Source organism: Actinoallomurus sp. CA-142502 (assembly GCF_050936355.1).
GTDB classification, from domain to species: Bacteria; Actinomycetota; Actinomycetes; order Streptosporangiales; family Streptosporangiaceae; genus Actinoallomurus; species Actinoallomurus iriomotensis.
Genome location: NZ_JBNJMY010000001.1, coordinates 10,317,669 through 10,336,809, shown reverse-complemented (window position 1 = coordinate 10,336,809; position 19,141 = coordinate 10,317,669). Strand labels below are relative to the sequence as shown.

The following is a 19,141-nucleotide window of genomic DNA, read 5'->3' as shown; positions in this document are numbered from 1 at the left end:
AGCTCAGGACGAGAACCATGCTCACCCGCGAGTGGCTGCCTTCATGGCCGGTGGACCTGAACCTGACGCTGGGGCCGCACCGGCGCGGTTCGGGCGACCCGGCGTACACGGTCGGTCCCGACGGCGCGGTGTGGCGCGCGTCGACGACGCCGGAGGGGCCCGGCACGCTGCGGGTCCTGCGGCGCGGCGACACGGTCGAGGGCCGGGCGTGGGGGCCGGGGGCGGAGTGGCTGCTCGACGGCCTGCCCGAGCTCCTCGGTGCCGCCGACGACCCGACGTCGTTCACGCCCGCGCACGAGATCCTGCGCACGGCCGCCGTCCGGTTCGGCCACTTCCGCGTCGGCCGGAGCCGCAACGTCTTCGAGGCACTCGTGCCGGCCGTGCTGGAGCAGAAGGTCGTCGGCAAGGAGGCCTGGCGCGCCTGGCGCTACCTGGTCCGGAGGTTCGGCGAGGTCGCGCCGGGTCCGCAGCCGCCGCACCTGCGGTGGCCGCTGCGGGTGCCGCCGCCGCCCCGGGTCTGGGCCACCATCCCGTCGTGGGAATGGCACCGGTCGGGGATCGAAGCGGTGCGGGCCCGTACGATCATCGGCGCCGCGCGGGTGGCGAGCCGGCTGGAGGTCGCCGACACGGCCGAGGCCGACCGGAGGCTGCGCTCACTGCCCGGCATCGGGGTCTGGACGTCGGCCGAGGTGCGGCAGCGGGCCCTCGGCGACGCCGACGCGGTCTCCGTCGGCGACTACCACATCCCCGGCATCGTCGGCTGGGCCCTGACCGGGCAGAAGGTCGACGACGCCGGGATGCTCGAGCTGCTGAAGCCGTACGCCGGGCACCGCTACCGGGTCACCCGGATGCTGGAGCTGTCCGGCGGCGGCCCGCCCCGCCGCGGGCCGCGGATGTCCGTACGCGACTACCGCGCGTTCTGACGGCGCCAGGCCGGCCCGAAGTGGCTTGAGCGGCCGTCGCGGGTGTCGGCGCCGTAGAGCGGGCCGAGCACGGCGAGGGCGACGATGAAGGACAGGATGATCCAGGCCATGACGGTCTCCCGGGGTAAGGAGTGTTTGTCGTTTCGCTGCTTAAGTGTGCGCGGTGAAAACGTTCAGCACCAGCGAGCGTTTCTGTACGGAACCGGTAAGCGTCGCTGAAGCTTCGGCCGCAACGCCGGGGGCGACGGGAATACCGGGCACGGCCTCGGCGTATGTTCCGGACATGAGCGAACGGAGTGAGCGAATCGAGGGACCGGCGCGCCCGGTCCGTCCCCCGGCGAAGGAGGGCTCGTGACCGATCTCGCCGACGGGCCCCCGCCGCCGACCGCCGTCCGGCGGGCGCTCGCCCGCGCCCGCGACGGCAAGGCGCTCGACGTCACCGAGGCCGAAGTCCTGCTGGCCGCCCGGGGAGAACAACTCGACACGCTGCTCGAACACGCCTCCCGCGTGCGCGACGCGGGCCTGGAGGCGGCGGGCCGGCCCGGCGTCATCACCTACAGCCGCAAGGTGTTCATCCCGCTGACCCGCCTGTGCCGCGACCGGTGCGGCTACTGCACGTTCGCCACCGTCCCCGGCCGCCTCGACGCCCCGTACCTCAGTCCCGACGAGGTCCTGGAGATCGCTCGCCAGGGCGCCGCGCTGGGCTGTAAGGAGGCGCTGTTCACCCTCGGCGACCGGCCCGAGGACCGCTGGAAGCAGGCCGGCGAGTGGCTGCACGCGCACGGCTACGACGACACGCTCTCCTACGTGCGCGCGATGGCGATCCGGGTGCTGGAGGAGACCGGCCTGCTGCCGCACCTCAACCCCGGCGTCATGACCTGGCAGGACCTCCAGCGGCTCAAGCCCGTCGCGCCGTCGATGGGGATGATGCTGGAGACGACCTCGCGCCGGCTGTTCGAGGAGAAAGGCCAGGCGCACTTCGGCTCGCCCGACAAGGACCCGGCGGTGCGCCTGCGCGTGCTGGAGGACGCGGGACGCTCCAGCGTCCCGTTCACCACGGGCGTCCTCATCGGCATCGGCGAGACGGTGCGCGACCGGGCCGAGTCGATCTTCGCGATCCGCAGGGTCGCGCGGGAGTACGGCGGGATCCAGGAGGTCATCGTCCAGAACTTCCGCGCCAAGCCGGACACCAAGATGCGGTCGACGCCCGACGCCGACCTCCAGGAGCTCGCCGCCACGATCGCGGTCACCCGGCTGGTCCTCGGCCCCAAGATCCGGGTCCAGGCGCCGCCTAACCTCGTGGACGCCGAGTACGAGCTGATGCTGCGGGCCGGCATCGACGACTGGGGAGGCGTCTCACCGCTGACCCCGGACCACGTCAACCCCGAGCGCCCGTGGCCCCAGATCGACGACCTCGCCGCGCGCACCGCCAAGAGCGGCTTCACGCTGCGCGAACGCCTGACGATCTACCCCGAGTACGTCCTGCGCGGCGAACCCTGGCTCGACCCGCGCCTGGCCGCCCACGTCGCCGCCCTCGCCGAGCCGTCCGGCCTGGCCCGCGAGGACGTCATTCCCGAGGGCCTGCCCTGGCAGGAGCCCGACGGCGGCTGGGCCGACCAGGGCCGTACGGACCTGCACGTCGCCATCGACACCGCGGGCCGCAGCGCCGACCGGCGCGAGGACTTCGACGAGGTGTACGGCGACTGGGCCGAGGTGGGCGAGCGGATCCGGCCGGTCGAGCGGTTCGACGCGGACGTCGCGTCGGCGCTGCGCAGCGCGGAGCGGAACCCGGGCGGGCTGTCGGACGAGGAGGCCCTGGCGCTGCTCCAGGCCGACGGCGCGGAGCTGGACGCGCTGGCCCGGCTCGCCGACGACCTGCGGCGCGACGCGGTCGGCGACGACGTGACGTACGTCGTCACCCGCAACATCAACTTCACCAACGTCTGTTACACCGGCTGCCGGTTCTGCGCCTTCGCCCAGCGGCGCACCGACGCCGACGCGTACACACTCTCGCTGTCCCAGGTCGGCGACCGCGTCGACCAGGCGTGGGCGGCCGGGGCCACCGAGGTCTGCATGCAGGGCGGCATCCACCCCGACCTGCCCGGCACGGCCTACTTCGACCTGGCACGCGAGGTGAAGAAGCGCGCGCCCGAGATCCACATGCACGCGTTCAGCCCGATGGAGGTCGTCAACGGGGCGTCCCGGACGAACCTGTCCATCCGCGACTGGCTGACCGAGGCCAGGGCCGCGGGCGTCGACTCGCTGCCCGGCACCGCCGCGGAGATCCTCGACGACGACGTGCGCTGGGTGCTCACCAAGGGCAAGCTGCCCGCCGCCGAGTGGGTCGAGGTGGTCACCACCGCGCACGAGTTGGGCATCCCGACGACCTCGACGATGATGTACGGGCACGTGGACACCCCCGCGCACTGGGTGGCGCACCTGAAGCTGCTGCGCTCGATCCAGGAGCGCACGGGCGGCTTCAGCGAGTTCGTGCTCCTGCCGTTCGTGCACCAGAACGCGCCGATCTACCTCGCCGGCCTGGCCCGTACCGGCCCGACCCGGCGGGAGAACCGCGCGGTGCACGCCCTCGCGCGCATCCTGCTGCACGGCGCGATCCCCAACATCCAGTGCTCCTGGGTCAAGCTCGACGACGAACTGTGCACCCAGGTGCTCCAGGGCGGCGTCAACGACCTGGGCGGCACCCTCATGGAGGAGACCATCAGCCGCATGGCGGGCTCGGAGAACGGCTCGTTCAAGACGATGTCGGCGCTGGAGGAGATCGCCGCCCGCGCCGGCCGCCCGGCCCGCCAGCGCACGACGATGTACGGCGAGGTCCCGGCCGAACGCGTCGCGGCGGCCCGCGCCACGGACGGGGTGGGGCACTTCCTGCCCATCGTGTCTTGACCCCGCCCCGCCGCGTCCTGGTCGCGGGGATCTCCGGCGCGGGCAAGACCACGCTCGCACGGAGGCTGTCCGTCCGCTGGGGTCTGCCGCGCCACGAACTCGACGCGCTGCACCACGGCCCGGGGTGGACGCCGCGTCCGGGGTTCCTCCCGGACGTGCGCCGCCTCGCCGCGGAGGACCGCTGGGTCACCGAGGACCAGTACCACCGCGTCCTCGGTGACCTGCTGTGGGAGCGCGCCGACACGGTCATCTGGCTGGACCTGCCCCGGCGCACCGTGATGTGGCGTGTCGTACGCCGTTCGGTGGCCCGCGCCGTGACGCGCCGCGAGCTGTGGAACGGCAACCGCGAGAGCGCCCGCGACTGGCTGCGCCCGTCCCACCCGATCCGCTGGGCCTGGTCGCAGGCCGCCTCCCGCCGCGAGGCGACCGCCGCGCGGGCGGCGAGGTTCCCCGGCGTCACCGTCGTCCGCCTGCGCACCGCCCGCCAGGCCCGTCACTGGCTACGGCAGGCCTGACCCGATCAGGCCGGGAACGGTTCGAGTCGGACCGCGGCCGCCGTTCGGTCGCCTGTGTGCCCGATCGACCCGGGCGGACCGTGCAGGACGAGGCTGTCCGGTTCGCGAAACGGGCAGTCCGCGGGCTTTCTCAAGCGCCGTAGCGGCGTTGTCGGGCGGCGAAGCTGCGGAGCGCCCGCAGAAAGTCGATCTCACGGAACGCAGGCCAGTTGGCCTCGCAGAAGTACAGCTCGGCGTAGGCGCTCTGCCAGAGCAGGAAGTTCGACATCCGCTGTTCGCCGCTGGTGCGGATGATGAGGTCCGGGTCGGGCCGGCCCACCGTGTAGAGGTGCCGGGCGATGTCGTCCACCGTCAGGGTCGACGCCACGTCGGCGAGGGATTCTCCGGCCTCGGCCCGGTCGTACAGATGCTCACGCAGGGCGTCGATCACCTCCTGGCGGCCTCCGTACCCGACGGCGAGCGTGACGTGGGCGCCGGTCGCACAGTCGCGAGTGGCCTCCACGGCGTCCTTGAGGGCACGGGCCGTCGTATCGGGCAGCGCGTCGAGCACGCCGGCGACATGCACTCGCCAGCGGGCGTCCCGGCGGCCGAGCCGGTCCGCCACCAGCTGTTCGATGACCTGCATGAGGAAGGCGACCTCGGCGTCACCACGGTTCTGGAGGTTCTCCGTCGAGCACAGGAACACGGTGACGTGCTTGATCCCGACGGCCTCGCACCAGGACAGGACGTTCTCGGCGTGCTCGGCGCCGTACTTGTGCCCGAGGCTGGGGTTCTCCAGGCCCATCTGCCGGGCCCACCGGCGGTTGCCGTCCATGATCAGCCCGACGTGCTCGGGCAGCGAACCGGCCATGACCCGCCGACGCAGGCGGCGAGCGTAGAACGAGTAGAGCGGACCGATCATCTGGCACCTTCCGCTGTCGGGCGCCGTCATCGGCGCGCCTCGGAGGCGTGAGGAAACACGCGACCGGGCTCGGGGCGTTGTGGGCGTCGCTCAGTCGGCCGGCGACAGGTGACGAATGTCGTACAGGGTTCCGGCGAACGCCGGCACCAAGACGAGCAGTCCGGCACCCGACGCGGCGGACAGCAGGTCGAGATGCCCGTTCGTCGTGGAAGCGTGGAGCAGGATGGGACCAGGCGCGGTCACCGCGGCCGCCAGAACCCACAGGCCGAGTTTCAGGCGGCCGGGGCGGGGCGGCACGACCACGGCCTGACCGAAGGCCGCGACGATCCGGCAACTTTGGATCGCCGCGAGCGCCAGTGCGGTCCACCAGCAGGCGAGCAGCACCGGTCGCAGCAGCGTCGGCGCGGCCGTGTACGCGCCGGTGTCAACGCAGACCACCACGCCCGCGCCGAGCGCGACCGGGACGGCGAATCGCGCGGCCGCGCAACGAACCACCGCGATCACGGCGTTGAGCGTCATGCGGGGTCGAGGTGCGACGAGGGCGAGCCCGAGGAGCATCAGGAGGCTGCACACGCTCATCGGCCAGGACCCGGCGGTCTTCACCGGCAGCGGGGCGTGCAACTCCATGACCGCATGCGTGATGAACCAGCAGACGGCAGAGACCGCGACCGCCATCGTCGCAGCCCGTCGGTAGCGTTGCGTGCAGGACTCAGCGGGCCAGACGACCGGGTGCAGCCACATGTCGGCGATCCCCGCCAGCACGTTGGGCCACGCCTTCCATCCGCCGGTCCCTATCTCGCCTTCCAGGGCCGGACCCCACCGGCTCCGAAAGGCGGCCGGGTAGAGCCTGACCAGCATCCGCGCGATGTTCACGCCGGATGCGCCCCGAGGTTGCGCAGGCCTGCGGCGGCGACCCGCTCCATGGCCCGCAGCTCCCGTTCCAGGACCTGACGGCCCTGAGGGGTCAGCTGGACCGGACGCTGGCGGCCGCTCTCGTCGAGCGACTCGATCAGCCCTTTGGTCTCCAGTCGGGTCAGGGCCCCGTACAGACTGCCGGGCCCCAGCCGCCGCCCGGTCAGCTCCTCGATCGCGGTGTTGATGGCGTAACCGTGCAGCGGCCCTTCCGCAAGTACGCACAGCACCAGCGTCTGAGCATCGTTCGCTTGCATCAGCACCTCCTCTCACCGCTCACCTTACTACGCGACAAGTACTACGCGCCGTGTACTATCTGCGGTCATGAACGACGGAAACCTTGCGGTCATGAACGACGGAAACCCCGTGGTCGTGACGGACGTAACGAAGAAGTTCGGATCCGCGAACGCCGTCCGCTCGGTCTCCTGGGCGCCCCGGCGCGGCGAGGTGACAGCGCTGGTCGGCCTCAACGGCGCCGGTAAATCGACCCTCATGCGGATCATGACCGGCCTGATCAAGCCGATGGGGGGTGCGGTGACGGTGCCGGCCGAGCAGGGGCGGCGCTCGCTGTCCGCGATGATCGAGGCTCCTGCGTTGTTCACCGGATTGACGGTGCGCCACAACCTGCGGATTCATCGCATCCTCACCGGCGCGCACCCGGACGACGTCCAATCCGTCGCAACGCTGACCCGGATTGATCAGGTCATGTCACGCCGTGTCCGTGCCCTGTCCCAGGGCTACCGGCAGCGAGTGGCCATCACCGTGGCGCTGCTGGGATCACCCGCCGTCCTCCTGCTCGACGAGCCGACCAACGCCCTCGACCCGGAGGCCACCGCCCACCTGCGCGTGATGGTCCGGCGCATCGCCGACCGTGGAACCGCGGTGATCGTGTCGACGCACATGCTCCGGGAGCTCGAAGGGGTCGCCGACACCCTCACCGTCATGCACGAGGGGCAGGTCCTCTACGACGGCCCGTTCGCGTCGTTCGTGGGGCCGCCGAGCCTGCGCGTCCGGGCACAGGACGCCGAGGCGATGGCCCGGCTCACCGCACGCCTCCAGGACGAGGGGATCGCGGCACGGCAGGCCACGGACGGCGTCCGAGTTCCGGCCGACGGCCGACACCCCGACCGCGCGGCCCAGCGCGTCTTCACCACCGCGGTCGACGCCGGCATCGAGCTGGTCGAGCTCGGCCACATCACACCGACCCTGGAAGAGGCGTTCCACGCCGCGATCTCCGGAGCCCGCTCATGAGGACCTACCGCGCCGAACTGCTCCGTTCCGCCAGTCGAGCCACCGGCTGCCTGCTGCTGCTCTGCCTCTGCCTGGCTGTTTTCAGCATGTCGAACGCCGGGCCACAGCACGAGCCGCCGCTGTGGGGATTCCGCCAGGCCGCCATCTTCATCGCGACCCTGCTCATGGGCCGGGCCGCGACCGTCACGGCCGGCGACTTCAGCACCGGGACGATCCGGCCGTGGATCATCTCTACCCGGTCGCGAGGTCCGGTGTTCCTGGGAAAGCTCGCCGCCTCGCTCACCATCGAGGTGGGCACCGCCGTGCTCATGGGACTGGGCGCCTACCTGGTCAGCGGGGTGTTCGGCCGCGTTCCCCCCGTCGGCGCCATGGCCACCGCGACGGCGCAGCTCGCCCTGGCCTGCGCGGCCCTCTCGGTCTTCGGGCATGCCACGGGGGTCATGACCCGGTCGGTGCCCGTCGCCCTGACCGTCACCCTCGGCTGGATCCTGCCCGCCGAAGCCGTCCTGCAGGGCCGCTCCGCGCGGCTCGACAGGTGGCTGCCGGGCTCCGTCCTGCACGACTTCACCCTCGGCCACGTCGCCCCGGGCGGTACGACGGCCGAAGCCGTGTTCCACGCCACCCTCCCGCTCGTCCTGCTCGACGCGGCCGCGCTGGTCTTCTTCCTGCGCCGCGATATCAACAGCTGAAGGAGCGACCTTCCTTTGACGAGTTCTGAGATGGTGCTCCTCACGGTCGGGCACCGGGCACGATCGGCCGCGGTGACGGCGTTGTGGGTCTCGGTCGCCGGGGCGGCGGCCTTCACGGTGTTCGCCTTCCTGACGACCCAGGTTCACGCCATTCGGGCGGGCAGCCCGTGGCAGGACGACCCGTACGACGGCGTCGTGTCCTTCACCCAGCTCATCGTCCCGGCGCTGGCCGTGCTGACCGTGACGCGCGCTCGGCTGCTACGCGGATGCGGCTGCCAGCCGGTGTTCCGGGTCGGGCAACTGCTGCGGGCCGCGCTCGTGTGCACCCTGCTGGTCGCCGCCACCGTCGTCACCGACTGGCTCGCGGTCACCGTACGGGCCGACCACCGGCTCTGGAACCACGGCACACCCTGGCTCATAGCAGCGCTTGCCCCCCTCACCGCGGCGGTGGCGGCAGGACTACTGACGCAGTGGCGGGCGTTCCGCCGACTGCCGCCGCGCGACGCCCGCGGGCCGGAGGGCGACTGGCTGGACGACCTCCCAGCCCTGACCGAACTGGTGGCACGAGCCCTTCCCCGCACCGGACGTCGGCTCGCCGGCGTGCTGGGCCGTGACGAGGTGATCGGGTTCACCCGGCGGCATGTCCTGCCGCTCGCGGCGGCGATCACCCTGGTCACCGAACTCCCGCTCAGCATCGGGGAGGCGCTCGGCGAGCATTGGACCGACCCACTCTTGTCGGTCACCGTGAACGCGATCGGCTCGGGAGGGTTCTTCGCCCTGATCATGATCTGCAACAAGGCGCTACGGATCGTCGTACCGCATGCGGACGATCGAACGCTGTCCGGGCGTCTGGGCAGAGCACGCCGCTCGGCCCGGATGGCCGCCGTCGCCGGAGCGCTCGCCCTGCCCACGTCCGCGGTGCTGCGCGGCAGCATCTGGCCGATGCTCGGCGGCGGGGGCCGGCTGCCCGTACCGGTCGCGTTCGCCACGATCACCTTCACCGGCGCGGCCACCACCACACTGGTCGTCTTCGGCACCGTCCTCATTCTCAGCCGACCGACCAGGCCGCGCCGACGCCCGCGAAGGTGGCGCGGATGGGTGCGCCGTACGGTCAAATCGATCGCGGCGACCGCGACCGCGTTGGTGGTCGTGAGCGCCGGTTACGTCGCCGCCGTGGCGACACTGCACGCGCAGCCGGTCACGCTGCCCGCCCCGGCAGGTCCGCACCACGTCGGCCGCACGATGTTCGACTGGACCGACCACACCCGCGCCGACCCGCTCGCCCCCACCCCGAGGAACGCTCGGAACCTGTCCGTATGGGTGTGGTATCCCGCAGTGCCGGGCGCCCGTGGCCGCCGCGCGCCGTACGCCCCGGGCGCCTGGAACCAACTGCATCTGCCAAGCCTGCCGGGGCTGGGCGAGACCGACTTCGCCGCCGTCCGAACCCATGCTCTGGAGGACGTCCCACCGGCCGGTGGCCGCTTCCCGGTCGTCGTGCTGCTACCCGGCCTGGGGTTCGCCGCGCCGCAGTACGCCACGCTGGCCGAGAACCTGGCGAGCCACGGCTACCTCGTCGCCGGCGTCACCCCCACCTACAGCGCGAACCTGACCGTCCTGCACGCGCACCCGGTACACGCGACGACCTCCGGCAACCCGGCGTTCGACGGCACCGACCTGCACACCGCCGCCGCCACCGAGGCCGGTGACCGTCTGACCGGGATCTGGGCCGCCGACGCGCGCTTCGCCGCCGCCCAAGTCGCACGGCTGGGCCTGACCGGCCGGTTCGCCGGGCGCGTCGACACGGCGCGTACCGCCTACGTCGGTCATTCCTTCGGCGGTGCGGCCGCACTGGAAGCATGCCGCACCGACCCGCACTGCGCGGGCGCTGCCGACCTCGACGGCACCCAGTTCGGACCGGTCGCACACACCGGCCTGAACAAGCCCATGATGATCATCGCCGCTCAGGACTCCTGCGTGACCGGCACCTGCCGGCCCGCCGATACCGCGGACCGCTCCGACGTCGCCACGGCCCACGCGATGCTCACCGCCGGCACCGGGCCCGCTTGGCGCTACCAGATCGAGGGAGCCCGGCACTTCAACTTCACCGACTACGGCGCCTACTACCTGGCCGCCCCCATCCGCCCCCTGCTCGCGCTGGGCACGATCGACGGCGACCTCGGGCTCCAGATCACCAACACCTACCTGAGCGCATTCGTCGACCACGCCCTGCGCGGCAGCCCCGAACCGCTCCTCACCGGACAGACCACGCCCTACCCGCAGATACGGATCCAGCCGACGATACGGTCGACGCCAGCGGTGCGGTGACGGACGCTCGACAACCGCCGACGCCGCGCGTCGAGAGCCTCATCGACTCCCGACCGTGATCGCGCCGTCAGCGCAGCTCGATGAAGGCGTCCGGGTCGCGGGGTGGGCGGTCGCGCGGGGGCGCGGCGGCGTGGCCGATGCCGACGGCGCCCATCGGGTCCCAGTTCGCCGGCAGGTCAAGGGTCTCGCGTACGACGTCGGCGCAGAACATCGTGCTCGACACCCAGCACGATCCCAGGCCCTCCACGGCGAGCGCCACGAGGAGGTTCTCCACCCCAGCGCCCATCGCGACCAGGAACATCTCGCGCTCCGCACGGGAGCGGCGCGCGTCCGGGTAGGGGTGCGCCCCGTCCGCCACCAGGCACGGCACCACCAGGTACGGCGCGCGCCGGAGCACCTCGCCCCGCCGCAGGCGGCGCGCGATGGACTCCTCGGAGAACCCGTCGCCGCGCAGGTCCGCCTCCCAGGCGTCGCGCATGGCGTCGAGCAGCCGGTCCTTGGCCTCCTCCACCAGCACGAACCGCCACGGCGTCGTGTGGTGCGGGGCGGGCGCGGTGATCGCGGCGGACACGGCGCGGCGTACGGCGGCGCGGTCGACCGGCTCGTCGGTGAACTCGCGGATCGTCCGGCGGGCGCCCACGACGTCCGCGGAGCCGTACCGGAACATGTCCTCGTCGGCCGGGCGGACCAGCACCCGCGCGCCCGGCCCGTCCTCCTCGGTGACCAGGTGGGGCAGGCCGCGCACGACCGCCACCGGGACGCCGGCCAGCTTGCCCTTGACCAGCTCCGCCGCCGAGGCGACCTCGTCGGCCACCGAGGTCGCCGTGGCCGTGAGCAGGTTGCCGTACGCGTCGGTGCGCCCGCGCAGGTCGTCCATCGGCCGTACGCCCGCGGCGCCGATCGCGGCGTCGGTCAGGCCCATCCGCCACGGACGTCCGAGCGTGTCGGAGACGATCACGCCGGCGCGTACGCCGGTCAGCTCGCGCAGCCGGGCGCGGATCCGGCGGGCCGACGCGTCGGAGTCGACCGGGAGCAGGAGCACGGTGCCGGGCTCGGTGTTGGAGGCGTCCACGCCCGCGGCGGCCAGCACGAGGCCATGGCGCGTCTGCACGATCCGGGTGTCGCCGCGGCGCGCGACGACGCGCACGGTCTCGGCGTCGATCGCCTTCTCCCGGTCGTCCGCGACGAGGACCCGCCCCTCCGCCTTGCTCACGATCTTGGAGGTGACGACCACGATGTCGCCGTCCCGGAGGTCCGTGCCGGCGATCAGCGCCGCGATGTCATCGCCCTCGCGGACCTCGGGCAGACCGGGCACACCGAAGACCTCGAATGTTTGAGTCATGAGTCCTGCTTCGTCGGAGGGCGTGACCACTGAGGCGTGTTGTCGATTCCCTCGCTTCGCTCGGTCATGCCCGCAGCTCCTCGGCGAGGTCGAGCGCCGCGCGGGCGATGTCCGCGGTGGCCTCCACGTCGGTCATGAGGAGTGGCCGGGCCCGCACGGCGATGCCGTCGAGGTCACCGGCGGTGCCGTCATCGGCCGTGTCGACCAACCAGCCGTCGAGCAGGTCGGGGCCGTAGTGCGCGGCCACCGCGCGGGCCGAGGTCTCCACGCCGATCGCGGTCAGGCACGCGTCCGCCATGCCGCGCACCGGGGCGCCGCCGATGATCGGCGAGACCCCGACCACCGTCTTGGCCGCGACCGCGGCGCGGATCCCGGGCACGGCGAGGATGGTGCCGATGCTGACCACGGGGTTGGACGGGGGCAGGACCACCAGGTCGGCGGCCTCGATCGCCTCCAGCACGCCCGGGGCGGGCTTGGCGTCGTCGGCGCCGACCGCGGCGATGCTCCGCGCCGGAGTCCCGGCGTGCAGGCGCACCCACCACTCCTGGAAGTGGACCGCCCGCTTTCCCTCGTCGTCCTCGATGACGACGTGCGTCTCCACGCGGTCGTCGGTCATCGGGAGCAGCCGGACGCCGGGCCGCCAGCGGTCGCACAGCGCCTCGGTCACCGCCGACAGCGGATATCCGGCGTCGAGCATCTGGGTGCGCACGATGTGCGTGGCGAAGTCGCGGTCGCCGAGGGTGAACCACGCGGGCCCCACCTCGTACGCGGCCAGCTCCTCCCGGAGGGTGAACGTCTCGTCCGCGCGCCCCCAGCCCTGCTCCTCATTGATGCCGCCGCCGAGGGTGTACATCACGGTGTCGAGATCGGGGCAGATCCGCAGCCCGAAGAGAGATATGTCGTCGCCTGTATTGCCGATGACGGTGATGTCCGCTTCGGGAGCGGTGTGCCGGAGTCCGCGCAGGAAACGGGCTCCCCCGATCCCGCCCGCGAGTGCCACGATGCGCATGTGGACAAGTCTGGCATCACTGGGCCGGACCAAATGCGACGGGCCATCCGCTTGTGCGAAGCTGACACAAACCGATTACTCACTGGAGCTGGTTCGTGAACAAAGACGTACAGCGGCTGCGAGAGCCCGGGGCATGGGTTCTGCTCGGAGCGGTCGCGCTTCAGATCCTGTCCGGCCTGATCGGGCTGCTGTTCGGCCGGGGCAGATTGCCCTTCACGATGGAAGCCTTCCAGTACGTCACCGGTGACCTGTTCTTCACTGAGGCGGCCGTCACCGGGTTGGTCGTGGTCGCCGTGCTGCTCGTGACGAGGATCGGCGGGCCGCCGACCCGGCAGGCCCGCAACGTGGCCCTCGCCGCGCTCATCGTGCTCGGCGTCGTCGCTCTGTTGACCATCATCTGCATGCTCGCCGGCCTCGGCGCGGGCGGTGACGAGTCGGGCATCCTGTTCGACAGCGCGGCGACGCAGAAGGTCACCATGTTCCTGTACGGGCTCTCGAAGCTCGCGGTGCTCGCCGTCGGCGGCTTCTACGCCCTGCACACCTACCAGACCTCCGCCCCGCCGGCGCCGTACGGCCCGCAGTACCCGCAGCAGGGCTGGGGTCAGCCGGGCGCGCAGCCGCCGTACGGCCAGCCGGCCTACGGCCAGCAGCAGCCGCCGGCCTACGGTCAGCCGCCGCAGCAGCCGCAGCAGCAGTACGGCCAGCCGGGCTACGTGCCCGCGCCGTACGGCACGGGTCCGTATGGGCAACCGGGTCAGCCGGGCCAGCCCGCCCAGCCCGCCCAGCCGGCCCAGCCGGGTCAGTACGGTCAGCCGCAGCCCGGTCAGCCGGGCCAGCCGGGTCAGCCGCAGCCCGGGCATCCGCCGGTGCCGCCCATGCCGCCGCAGGCGCCGCAGTCGGGTCCGCCCTCCGCTCCGCAGCCCGCCGTCCCGACCGGCCCGCAGCAGTCGGCCCCACCGCCGTCGCAGGGCGAGGAGCTCGAGGGCGAGTGGACCCGCGCCTTCGGCGGCGGTGAGGTCTCCAAGGCCGCCGAGCAGGAAGAGGACGACAAGCCCGAGAACCCGCCGTCGGACCGGTCGCCGTCCGCGGACCCGTACCGGCCTCCCGAGTAACCGGTCGTCCGGAAAGCCCCCCAAAAAAGACGGCCCTGCGGCACGGAGCGAACGCTCTCCCGGATCGGTCCGAGCTCCGTACCGCACGGTTCCTGATCGTGTCTCCGCAGGTCAACGCGGTTTTTTTAGCTTCGCTAGACCTACGGTGCCGCATTCGGCTTGACGTGTGTGGTCAGACACGCGTGTAATTTCATCGGTGTAGTTCTGCCTTCCCGGGGGAGAGGGAAGGCGTGACCAGGGGGGCTCCACGGGGCTAGGAGGTGCGCTATGGGCAGTGAGGTGCTCATCCCGCTGGCGCACGGCACAGACGGTGAAGAGTTGGGCTGGCAGGAGCGCGCCCTGTGTGCGCAGACGGATCCGGAAGCATTTTTTCCGGAAAAGGGTGGCTCCACTCGCGAGGCCAAGAAAGTGTGCCGCGCTTGCGATGTACGGGCTGAGTGTCTGGAATATGCGCTCGGCCATGACGAACGTTTTGGTATTTGGGGTGGTCTGTCCGAGCGCGAGCGCCGCAAGCTCAAGCGCGCCGCGGGCTGACACCCGCCTGCGGACCGCGCCGGCGGGCTTCGGCCGGCTGAGCGGACCAGACATATTCCACGGGCGCCTTCGCTATCGTGGTCAGCCGTGCCGGGCAGCTGAGCCCGGTCCGGCTGACCCCTCGGATGAGAACAGTGGCGCCCCAACTCGACCGCCATATCGTCACCGCCGTACTCGTCACGCATGACGGTGCGCGCTGGCTGCCGGAAACGCTCAAGGCACTGTTGACCCAGAGCCATCCGGTCGACCGGCTCGTCGCGGCGGACACCGGCAGTACCGACGCCGGGCCGGCCATGCTCACCGAGGTCGTCGGTGAGGGAAACCTCATCACGCTTCCGGCCCGCACCCGGTACGCCGACGCGGTCACCGCCGCTCTCGCCCATCCGGCCTCGACCGTCGAGGTCCCGGAGGGTGCGCCCGGAGTCGACCGTGTCGAGTGGGTCTGGCTCATCCACGACGACTCCGCGCCCGCGCCCGACGCGCTCGAACGCCTGCTGACCACCGCCGAGGCGCACCCGCCCGCGACCGTCCTCGGTCCGAAGCTGCGCGACTGGGACGACCGGCGGGTGCTGCTCGAGGCGGGCGTCGCCATCGACCGGACGGGACGCCGCGAGACCGGGCTCGACCCGCGCGAGTTCGACCAGGGGCAGCACGACACCATCCGCGAGGTCATGGGGGTCAGCACCGCCGGCATGCTGGTGCGCCGCGACGTATGGGACGAACTGGGTGGCCTCGACCCGGCCTTCGGCCTCTTCCGCGACGACGTCGACTTCGGCTGGCGCGCCTACGCCGCGGGGCACCGGGTCCTGATCGCGCCGGACGCGGTCGCCTTCCACGTTGAGGCCGCCGCGCGCGGCGCGCGCCGGGTGGCGTTCCCGGCCGACGACCGGCGCAGCGCGCTGCTCGTGCTGCTGGCGAACCTGCCGCTGTCCGCCCTCGCGCTCTCGCTGCCGATCATCGTCGTCACCTCGTTCCTGCGGGCGGCCTTCTTCGCCGCGGCCAAACGGCCCGGCGCGGCGGGCCGTGAACTCACCGCGCTGCGCGGCGCGCTGTTCCGCGCTCCCCGGCTGCGCCGGGCGCGGCGGCCGGGACTCACCGCGAGCGGCGTCAACCGCTTCCAGCCGCGCTGGCCGACGCTGCGGCGGCTGCCGGACGTGTTCGTCGGCCGCGGCGCGACCCTGCCGTCGCCCGAACCTGGCGCCCTGTACCGCTGGCTCCGCCGTCCCGGCGTCGTGATGACGCTCGCGCTGACCGTCGTCGCCCTGGTGGCCGAGCGGCACATCATCGCCACCGGCGGCCGCCTCGGCGGCGGCGCGCTCGTGCCCGCGTGGGGCGGGGCGGGCGACCTGTGGGCCGAGTACCTCACCGGCTGGCATCTGGTCGGCCTCGGCTCCGGCGCGGGAGCGCCGCCGTACGCCGGGGTGCTCGCCGCGCTCGCGACGCTGCTGCTCGGCAAGCCGTGGCTCGCGGTCCTCGTGATCCTGGTCGCGGGCGTGCCGCTGGCCGGGCTCACCGCCTACACTGCCGCCCGCCGGCTGCGCGGCCTCGCCGTCCCGGTCGCCGTCTGGGCCGGCGTCACGTACGCGCTGCTGCCCGTCGCGACCGGCGCGGTGGCGACGGGACGGCTCGGCACGATCGTGGTGATCGTCCTGCTGCCGCTCATCGGGGTGTTCGCGACCGGCACGCTCACGACGCCGTCGCGGCACGCGCCCTGGGCGGCCGGTCTGCTGCTGGCGGTCGCGATGGCGTTCGCGCCGTTGACCTGGGCGCTCGCCGTCCTCGTCGGCCTGCCCGCGCGTTACGCGCTGGCCGGCCACCGCCCGTACGCCGGCCGCCGCCTCGCCGTCGCGCTCGGGGTTCCGCCGCTCCTGCTGCTGCCCTGGACGCTGCACCTGCTCGCGCATCCGTCGGGGTTCCTGCGGGAGGCCGGTCCCCGGGCGGCCGTCGCACGCCCGCAGGCCGGCGCGCTCGTCATGCTCAGCCCCGGCGGACCGGGCACGCCCGTCTTCTGGGTCACCGCCGGGCTCGCGGCGACCGGGCTGGCGGCGCTCCTGCTGCGGCGCCGGCGTACGGCCGTGCTGGCCGGCTGGCTGCTCACGATCATCGGAATGCTGGTGGCGATCCTCGTCCTGACCCGGCCGGAATGGCCGGGCGTGGCACTGACGTTCGCCGCGGCCGGCGTCGTGCTGGCCGCCGCGAGCATGCTGCGCGTCGCGGCGACGAAGCTGCGGGCGCCGGGGCTGATCCCGCGTGCGGGCGCGGCCGTCGTGCTGGCGGCCGCCGCGTCGACGCCGTTGCTGGCCGCCGCCCTGTGGGTCGTCCACGGCGCCCACGGGGCGCTCGCCCGCGCGAACCCCGAGGAGTTCCCGCTGGTCGTCGAGTCGCACGTGACCCGCCCGCGCTTCCTCATCCTCTCCTCGCGCACCGACGGCGCGGTCGGAGCGACCGTGATCCGCGAGCGGTCGCCGATCCCCGGTGAGGAGACCGCCGAGCCCCCGGCGCCGGCGCGGTGGCGCCTGCGCGCGGCCGTCGCCGGCCTCACCTCCGGCACCGGCGGCGCATCGGCGCTGAGCCGTCTCGGCGTCGGCTACGTCCTCGTGCCCGATCCCGGCCACGACCCGCTCACCGGCGCCCTCGACGCCGTGCCCGACCTCCAGCGGCTGGGCCGCACCTCGGGGTTCGGGCTCTGGCAACCGGTCACACCCTCCGGGCGGCTGATGCTCGTCGACGGCCGTACGGTCACGCCGCTGGCGGCCGGGTCCATCGACGCGAAGGTCCGGATCCCGCCGGGACCGGCGGGGCGCACGCTCCTGCTCGCCGAGCCCGCGAGCGCGGGCTGGCACGCCGCCATCGGCGGCCACGCGGCGCGGTCGCGGACCCTGGACGGCTGGGCGCAGGCCTATGACGTTCCCGCCTCGGGCGGCACCTTCACGTTGCGCCGCGGCATGCTGCTGCGCCACCTGTGGGTGGCCGTGCAGGGCGTGGCGCTCCTGCTGGTCGTCGTGCTGGCGCTGCCGTCCGCCGCGTGGGTCGAACGCCCGCGCGGCCGGCGCCGCCGCGGCGGCCACGCCCGTACGACCAAGGCCAAGGACGAGCCGCGGGTCCAGGCGATGAGCGGGGTGGAGTCATGAGGGCGGCACTGGCGTCGGCGTACGCCGTGGTGCGCCGGGTGCTCGGGCCCCCGGCGCGCCTGGCGTACCGGCTCGCCCGCGCGGTGGCGCGGGCGGCGGGCGCGTACGCCGTGCGGCTCTCGTCGGCCGACACCCGGCCGGGCTGGATGAACCGGCTGCCGGCGAACCGGTTCGCGCTCGCCGCCCTCGTCGTGCTGGCCGTCGCCGCGCTGTACGGCGTCGCCTCGTTCGCCCGCCCGGCCGCCTCGGCGCCCCGGCACGGCACCACGGTCCCGGTCACCTCGGCGTACGCCGCCTGCCCCGACACGCACGGCGCCCGGGTGAGCGCGGTCACGCCGCCCGGCGCCCGTGGGTCCGGCCAGGCGTCGGTCGCGGGCGCGCCGGTCCTGCTCACCACGCCGGGCACCGCGTGGTCGACCGACGTCAAGAAGGGCGCCGGTCCGTGGGTCTTCGGAGCGTACGGCTCCCTCGCGCCCGGCCTGACCGTGGAGCAGACCACCTCCGACGGCGGGCTCGCCGGCACCCGGTGCGACCGGCCGGCCACCGACCTGTGGTTCGCCGGGCCCGGACCCGCCGACGCCGATGACGTGAGCCTCTACCTCACGAACGTCGACGATCGCCCCGTGACCGCCCTGGTCGCCGCGCTGAGCCCGGAGGGCTCGATCGAGACGCCCGAGGGCCAGAACCAGGTCCTGGTCGGTCCGCACTCCACGCGACTGGTCCAGGTCGGCGTGCAGGTCGAGGGGTTCGGCCAGACCGCGGCGGACGCGAAGCTCATCGCACTGCACGTCCACGCCATGACGGGCCGGATCTCGGCGGCGGTGCGGGTCGACCGCAAGAAGGGCGCCGACTGGCTGCCCGCGACCGCCCCGAGCCGCCGCGTCGTGGTGCCGGGCGTGCCCTCGGGCGGGGGCCGCCGGCGGCTGCTGATCGCGGTGCCCGGTCAGGACGAGGCGCGGGTCACCGTGCAGGGCATGGCGCCCGACGGGGCGTTCGCGCCGGTGGGCGAGCGGTCACTGGACGCCACCGCGCTGGCGGTGACGCCGTTCGACCTGGGCTTCGGCGGCAAGTCCACCGCGCTGCGGCTGGTCGCGAACCGGCCGATCGTCGCGGCGCTCGTCGCGGAGAAGGGCGACGACTTCGGCGTCACCGCGGCCGTACCGCCCCTCGGCACGGCGGACGCCGGACTCGTGGCCGACAACCGGGACACGACGACGCTGCTGCTCAGCGCCCCGCCCGAGCACGCCGCCGCGGTACGCCTGACGCAGCTCGCGGCGCAGGGCCCGGCGGCCCCGGCGAAGGACGTCGCGGTGCCCGCCGGCCACACCGTGGAGGTGTCGCTGCCCCCGCCCGCGAGCGGTGACGACTACGGCCTCACCATCGCGCCGCGTCCGGGCTCCGGACCGGTGTACGCCGCGCGTCTGCTCGAGGTGAAGAAGAAGGGCTTCACCCTGCTGCCGATAGCCCCGGCGCGGATCACCGCCGCACTGCCTCCGGTGGCCGACTCGACCGTTCCCTGAATCGTTCGGTGCCAGAGTCCTAAGGGAGACAAAGCGGCGGCAGGCTTGTCCGGCAGGCCTATTCGGTAGGGCT

General features: G+C 73.1%; 16 protein-coding genes. 10 read left to right on the top strand and 6 right to left on the bottom strand.

What is annotated here, in order from left to right:
* Positions 1–17 precede the first annotated feature (17 nt).
* Entirely contained in the window at positions 18–923 is a 906-nt protein-coding gene (locus tag ACQEV1_RS48480; protein ID WP_285625729.1) for a DNA-3-methyladenine glycosylase family protein, read from the top strand.
* Here the strand turns inward: ACQEV1_RS48480 and ACQEV1_RS48475 are convergent.
* Positions 908–1,033 (bottom strand): hypothetical protein, encoded by a 126-nt coding sequence (locus tag ACQEV1_RS48475; protein ID WP_285625732.1) that lies wholly within the window; start codon positions 1,031–1,033, stop codon positions 908–910. The two genes, ACQEV1_RS48480 and ACQEV1_RS48475, sit on opposite strands and share 16 nt — an antisense overlap.
* A gap of 241 nt (positions 1,034–1,274) precedes the next feature.
* Between ACQEV1_RS48475 and ACQEV1_RS48470 the strand changes: the two genes are divergently transcribed.
* Both ACQEV1_RS48470 and ACQEV1_RS48465 read left to right on the top strand, forming a co-directional pair.
* The gene (locus tag ACQEV1_RS48470) at positions 1,275–3,827 is read left to right on the top strand and encodes a bifunctional FO biosynthesis protein CofGH (protein ID WP_433404552.1); all 2,553 of its coding nucleotides are present in this window, start codon (positions 1,275–1,277) and stop codon (positions 3,825–3,827) included.
* Positions 3,824–4,342, top strand: coding sequence for a hypothetical protein (locus ACQEV1_RS48465; protein WP_285625738.1), 519 nt, complete (start codon positions 3,824–3,826; stop codon positions 4,340–4,342). The genes ACQEV1_RS48470 and ACQEV1_RS48465 overlap by 4 nt, the downstream gene beginning before the upstream one ends.
* 130 nt (positions 4,343–4,472) lie before the next feature.
* Here ACQEV1_RS48465 and uppS read toward each other — a convergent pair whose 3' ends face one another.
* The 3 genes from uppS to ACQEV1_RS48450 all read right to left on the bottom strand — a co-directional run bounded on the left by uppS (position 4,473) and on the right by ACQEV1_RS48450 (position 6,412).
* Positions 4,473–5,243, bottom strand: a complete 771-nt coding sequence (uppS, locus tag ACQEV1_RS48460) for a polyprenyl diphosphate synthase (protein WP_433404549.1) — start codon at positions 5,241–5,243, stop codon at positions 4,473–4,475.
* A gap of 90 nt (positions 5,244–5,333) precedes the next feature.
* Positions 5,334–6,101: a hypothetical protein gene (locus ACQEV1_RS48455; protein ID WP_285625746.1), complete on the bottom strand. Its 768-nt coding sequence runs from the start codon at positions 6,099–6,101 to the stop codon at positions 5,334–5,336.
* Between the two features lie 11 nt (positions 6,102–6,112).
* A complete protein-coding gene (locus ACQEV1_RS48450; protein ID WP_285625749.1) occupies positions 6,113–6,412 on the bottom strand; it encodes a PadR family transcriptional regulator in 300 nt (99 codons plus the stop codon).
* Between the two features lie 67 nt (positions 6,413–6,479).
* On the opposite strand from ACQEV1_RS48450, the gene ACQEV1_RS48445 reads away from it, so the two are divergent.
* The 3 genes from ACQEV1_RS48445 to ACQEV1_RS48435 are packed head-to-tail and all read left to right on the top strand — an operon-like array spanning position 6,480 to position 10,420.
* Positions 6,480–7,406: an ABC transporter ATP-binding protein gene (locus tag ACQEV1_RS48445; RefSeq protein ID WP_433404545.1), complete on the top strand. Its 927-nt coding sequence runs from the start codon at positions 6,480–6,482 to the stop codon at positions 7,404–7,406.
* Entirely contained in the window at positions 7,403–8,095 is a 693-nt protein-coding gene (locus ACQEV1_RS48440) for a hypothetical protein (RefSeq protein WP_433404543.1), read from the top strand. Before ACQEV1_RS48445 ends, ACQEV1_RS48440 begins: the two co-directional genes overlap by 4 nt.
* Positions 8,096–8,110: 15 nt before the next feature.
* On the top strand, positions 8,111–10,420 hold the full coding sequence (locus ACQEV1_RS48435; RefSeq protein WP_433404541.1) for an alpha/beta hydrolase family protein: 2,310 nt from the start codon (positions 8,111–8,113) through the stop codon (positions 10,418–10,420).
* Between the two features lie 67 nt (positions 10,421–10,487).
* On the opposite strand, the gene ACQEV1_RS48430 is transcribed toward ACQEV1_RS48435, so the two are convergent.
* A complete protein-coding gene (locus ACQEV1_RS48430; RefSeq protein ID WP_433404538.1) occupies positions 10,488–11,762 on the bottom strand; it encodes a coenzyme F420-0:L-glutamate ligase in 1,275 nt (424 codons plus the stop codon).
* 64 nt (positions 11,763–11,826) lie between these two features.
* A complete protein-coding gene (gene cofD / locus ACQEV1_RS48425) occupies positions 11,827–12,771 on the bottom strand; it encodes a 2-phospho-L-lactate transferase (protein ID WP_433404535.1) in 945 nt (314 codons plus the stop codon).
* 95 nt (positions 12,772–12,866) lie between these two features.
* Between cofD and ACQEV1_RS48420 the strand changes: the two genes are divergently transcribed.
* The 4 genes from ACQEV1_RS48420 to ACQEV1_RS48405 all read left to right on the top strand — a co-directional run bounded on the left by ACQEV1_RS48420 (position 12,867) and on the right by ACQEV1_RS48405 (position 19,068).
* Complete coding sequence (locus ACQEV1_RS48420) at positions 12,867–13,883, top strand: hypothetical protein (RefSeq protein WP_433404532.1); 1,017 nt, start codon at positions 12,867–12,869, stop codon at positions 13,881–13,883.
* 267 nt (positions 13,884–14,150) lie between these two features.
* Positions 14,151–14,417: a WhiB family transcriptional regulator gene (locus ACQEV1_RS48415; RefSeq protein ID WP_285579166.1), complete on the top strand. Its 267-nt coding sequence runs from the start codon at positions 14,151–14,153 to the stop codon at positions 14,415–14,417.
* Between the two features lie 134 nt (positions 14,418–14,551).
* Positions 14,552–17,548, top strand: coding sequence for a glycosyltransferase (locus tag ACQEV1_RS48410; RefSeq protein WP_433404529.1), 2,997 nt, complete (start codon positions 14,552–14,554; stop codon positions 17,546–17,548).
* Complete coding sequence (locus ACQEV1_RS48405) at positions 17,545–19,068, top strand: DUF5719 family protein (protein ID WP_433404526.1); 1,524 nt, start codon at positions 17,545–17,547, stop codon at positions 19,066–19,068. Before ACQEV1_RS48410 ends, ACQEV1_RS48405 begins: the two co-directional genes overlap by 4 nt.
* Positions 19,069–19,141 lie beyond the last annotated feature (73 nt).

Excerpts from the sequence above, each read along its gene's own strand:
- ACQEV1_RS48480 (WP_285625729.1), top strand. The coding sequence starts at position 18 with ATGCTCACCCGCGAGTGGCTGCCTTCATGGCCGGTGGACCTGAACCTG.
- ACQEV1_RS48475 (WP_285625732.1), bottom strand. The coding sequence starts at position 1,033 with ATGGCCTGGATCATCCTGTCCTTCATCGTCGCCCTCGCCGTGCTCGGC.
- uppS (WP_433404549.1), bottom strand. The coding sequence starts at position 5,243 with ATGATCGGTCCGCTCTACTCGTTCTACGCTCGCCGCCTGCGTCGGCGG.
- ACQEV1_RS48455 (WP_285625746.1), bottom strand. The coding sequence starts at position 6,101 with ATGCTGGTCAGGCTCTACCCGGCCGCCTTTCGGAGCCGGTGGGGTCCG.
- ACQEV1_RS48450 (WP_285625749.1), bottom strand. The coding sequence starts at position 6,412 with ATGCAAGCGAACGATGCTCAGACGCTGGTGCTGTGCGTACTTGCGGAA.
- ACQEV1_RS48445 (WP_433404545.1), top strand. The coding sequence starts at position 6,480 with ATGAACGACGGAAACCTTGCGGTCATGAACGACGGAAACCCCGTGGTC.
- ACQEV1_RS48440 (WP_433404543.1), top strand. The coding sequence starts at position 7,403 with ATGAGGACCTACCGCGCCGAACTGCTCCGTTCCGCCAGTCGAGCCACC.
- ACQEV1_RS48430 (WP_433404538.1), bottom strand. The coding sequence starts at position 11,762 with ATGACTCAAACATTCGAGGTCTTCGGTGTGCCCGGTCTGCCCGAGGTC.
- cofD (WP_433404535.1), bottom strand. The coding sequence starts at position 12,771 with ATGCGCATCGTGGCACTCGCGGGCGGGATCGGGGGAGCCCGTTTCCTG.
- ACQEV1_RS48415 (WP_285579166.1), top strand. The coding sequence starts at position 14,151 with ATGGGCAGTGAGGTGCTCATCCCGCTGGCGCACGGCACAGACGGTGAA.
- ACQEV1_RS48405 (WP_433404526.1), top strand. The coding sequence starts at position 17,545 with ATGAGGGCGGCACTGGCGTCGGCGTACGCCGTGGTGCGCCGGGTGCTC.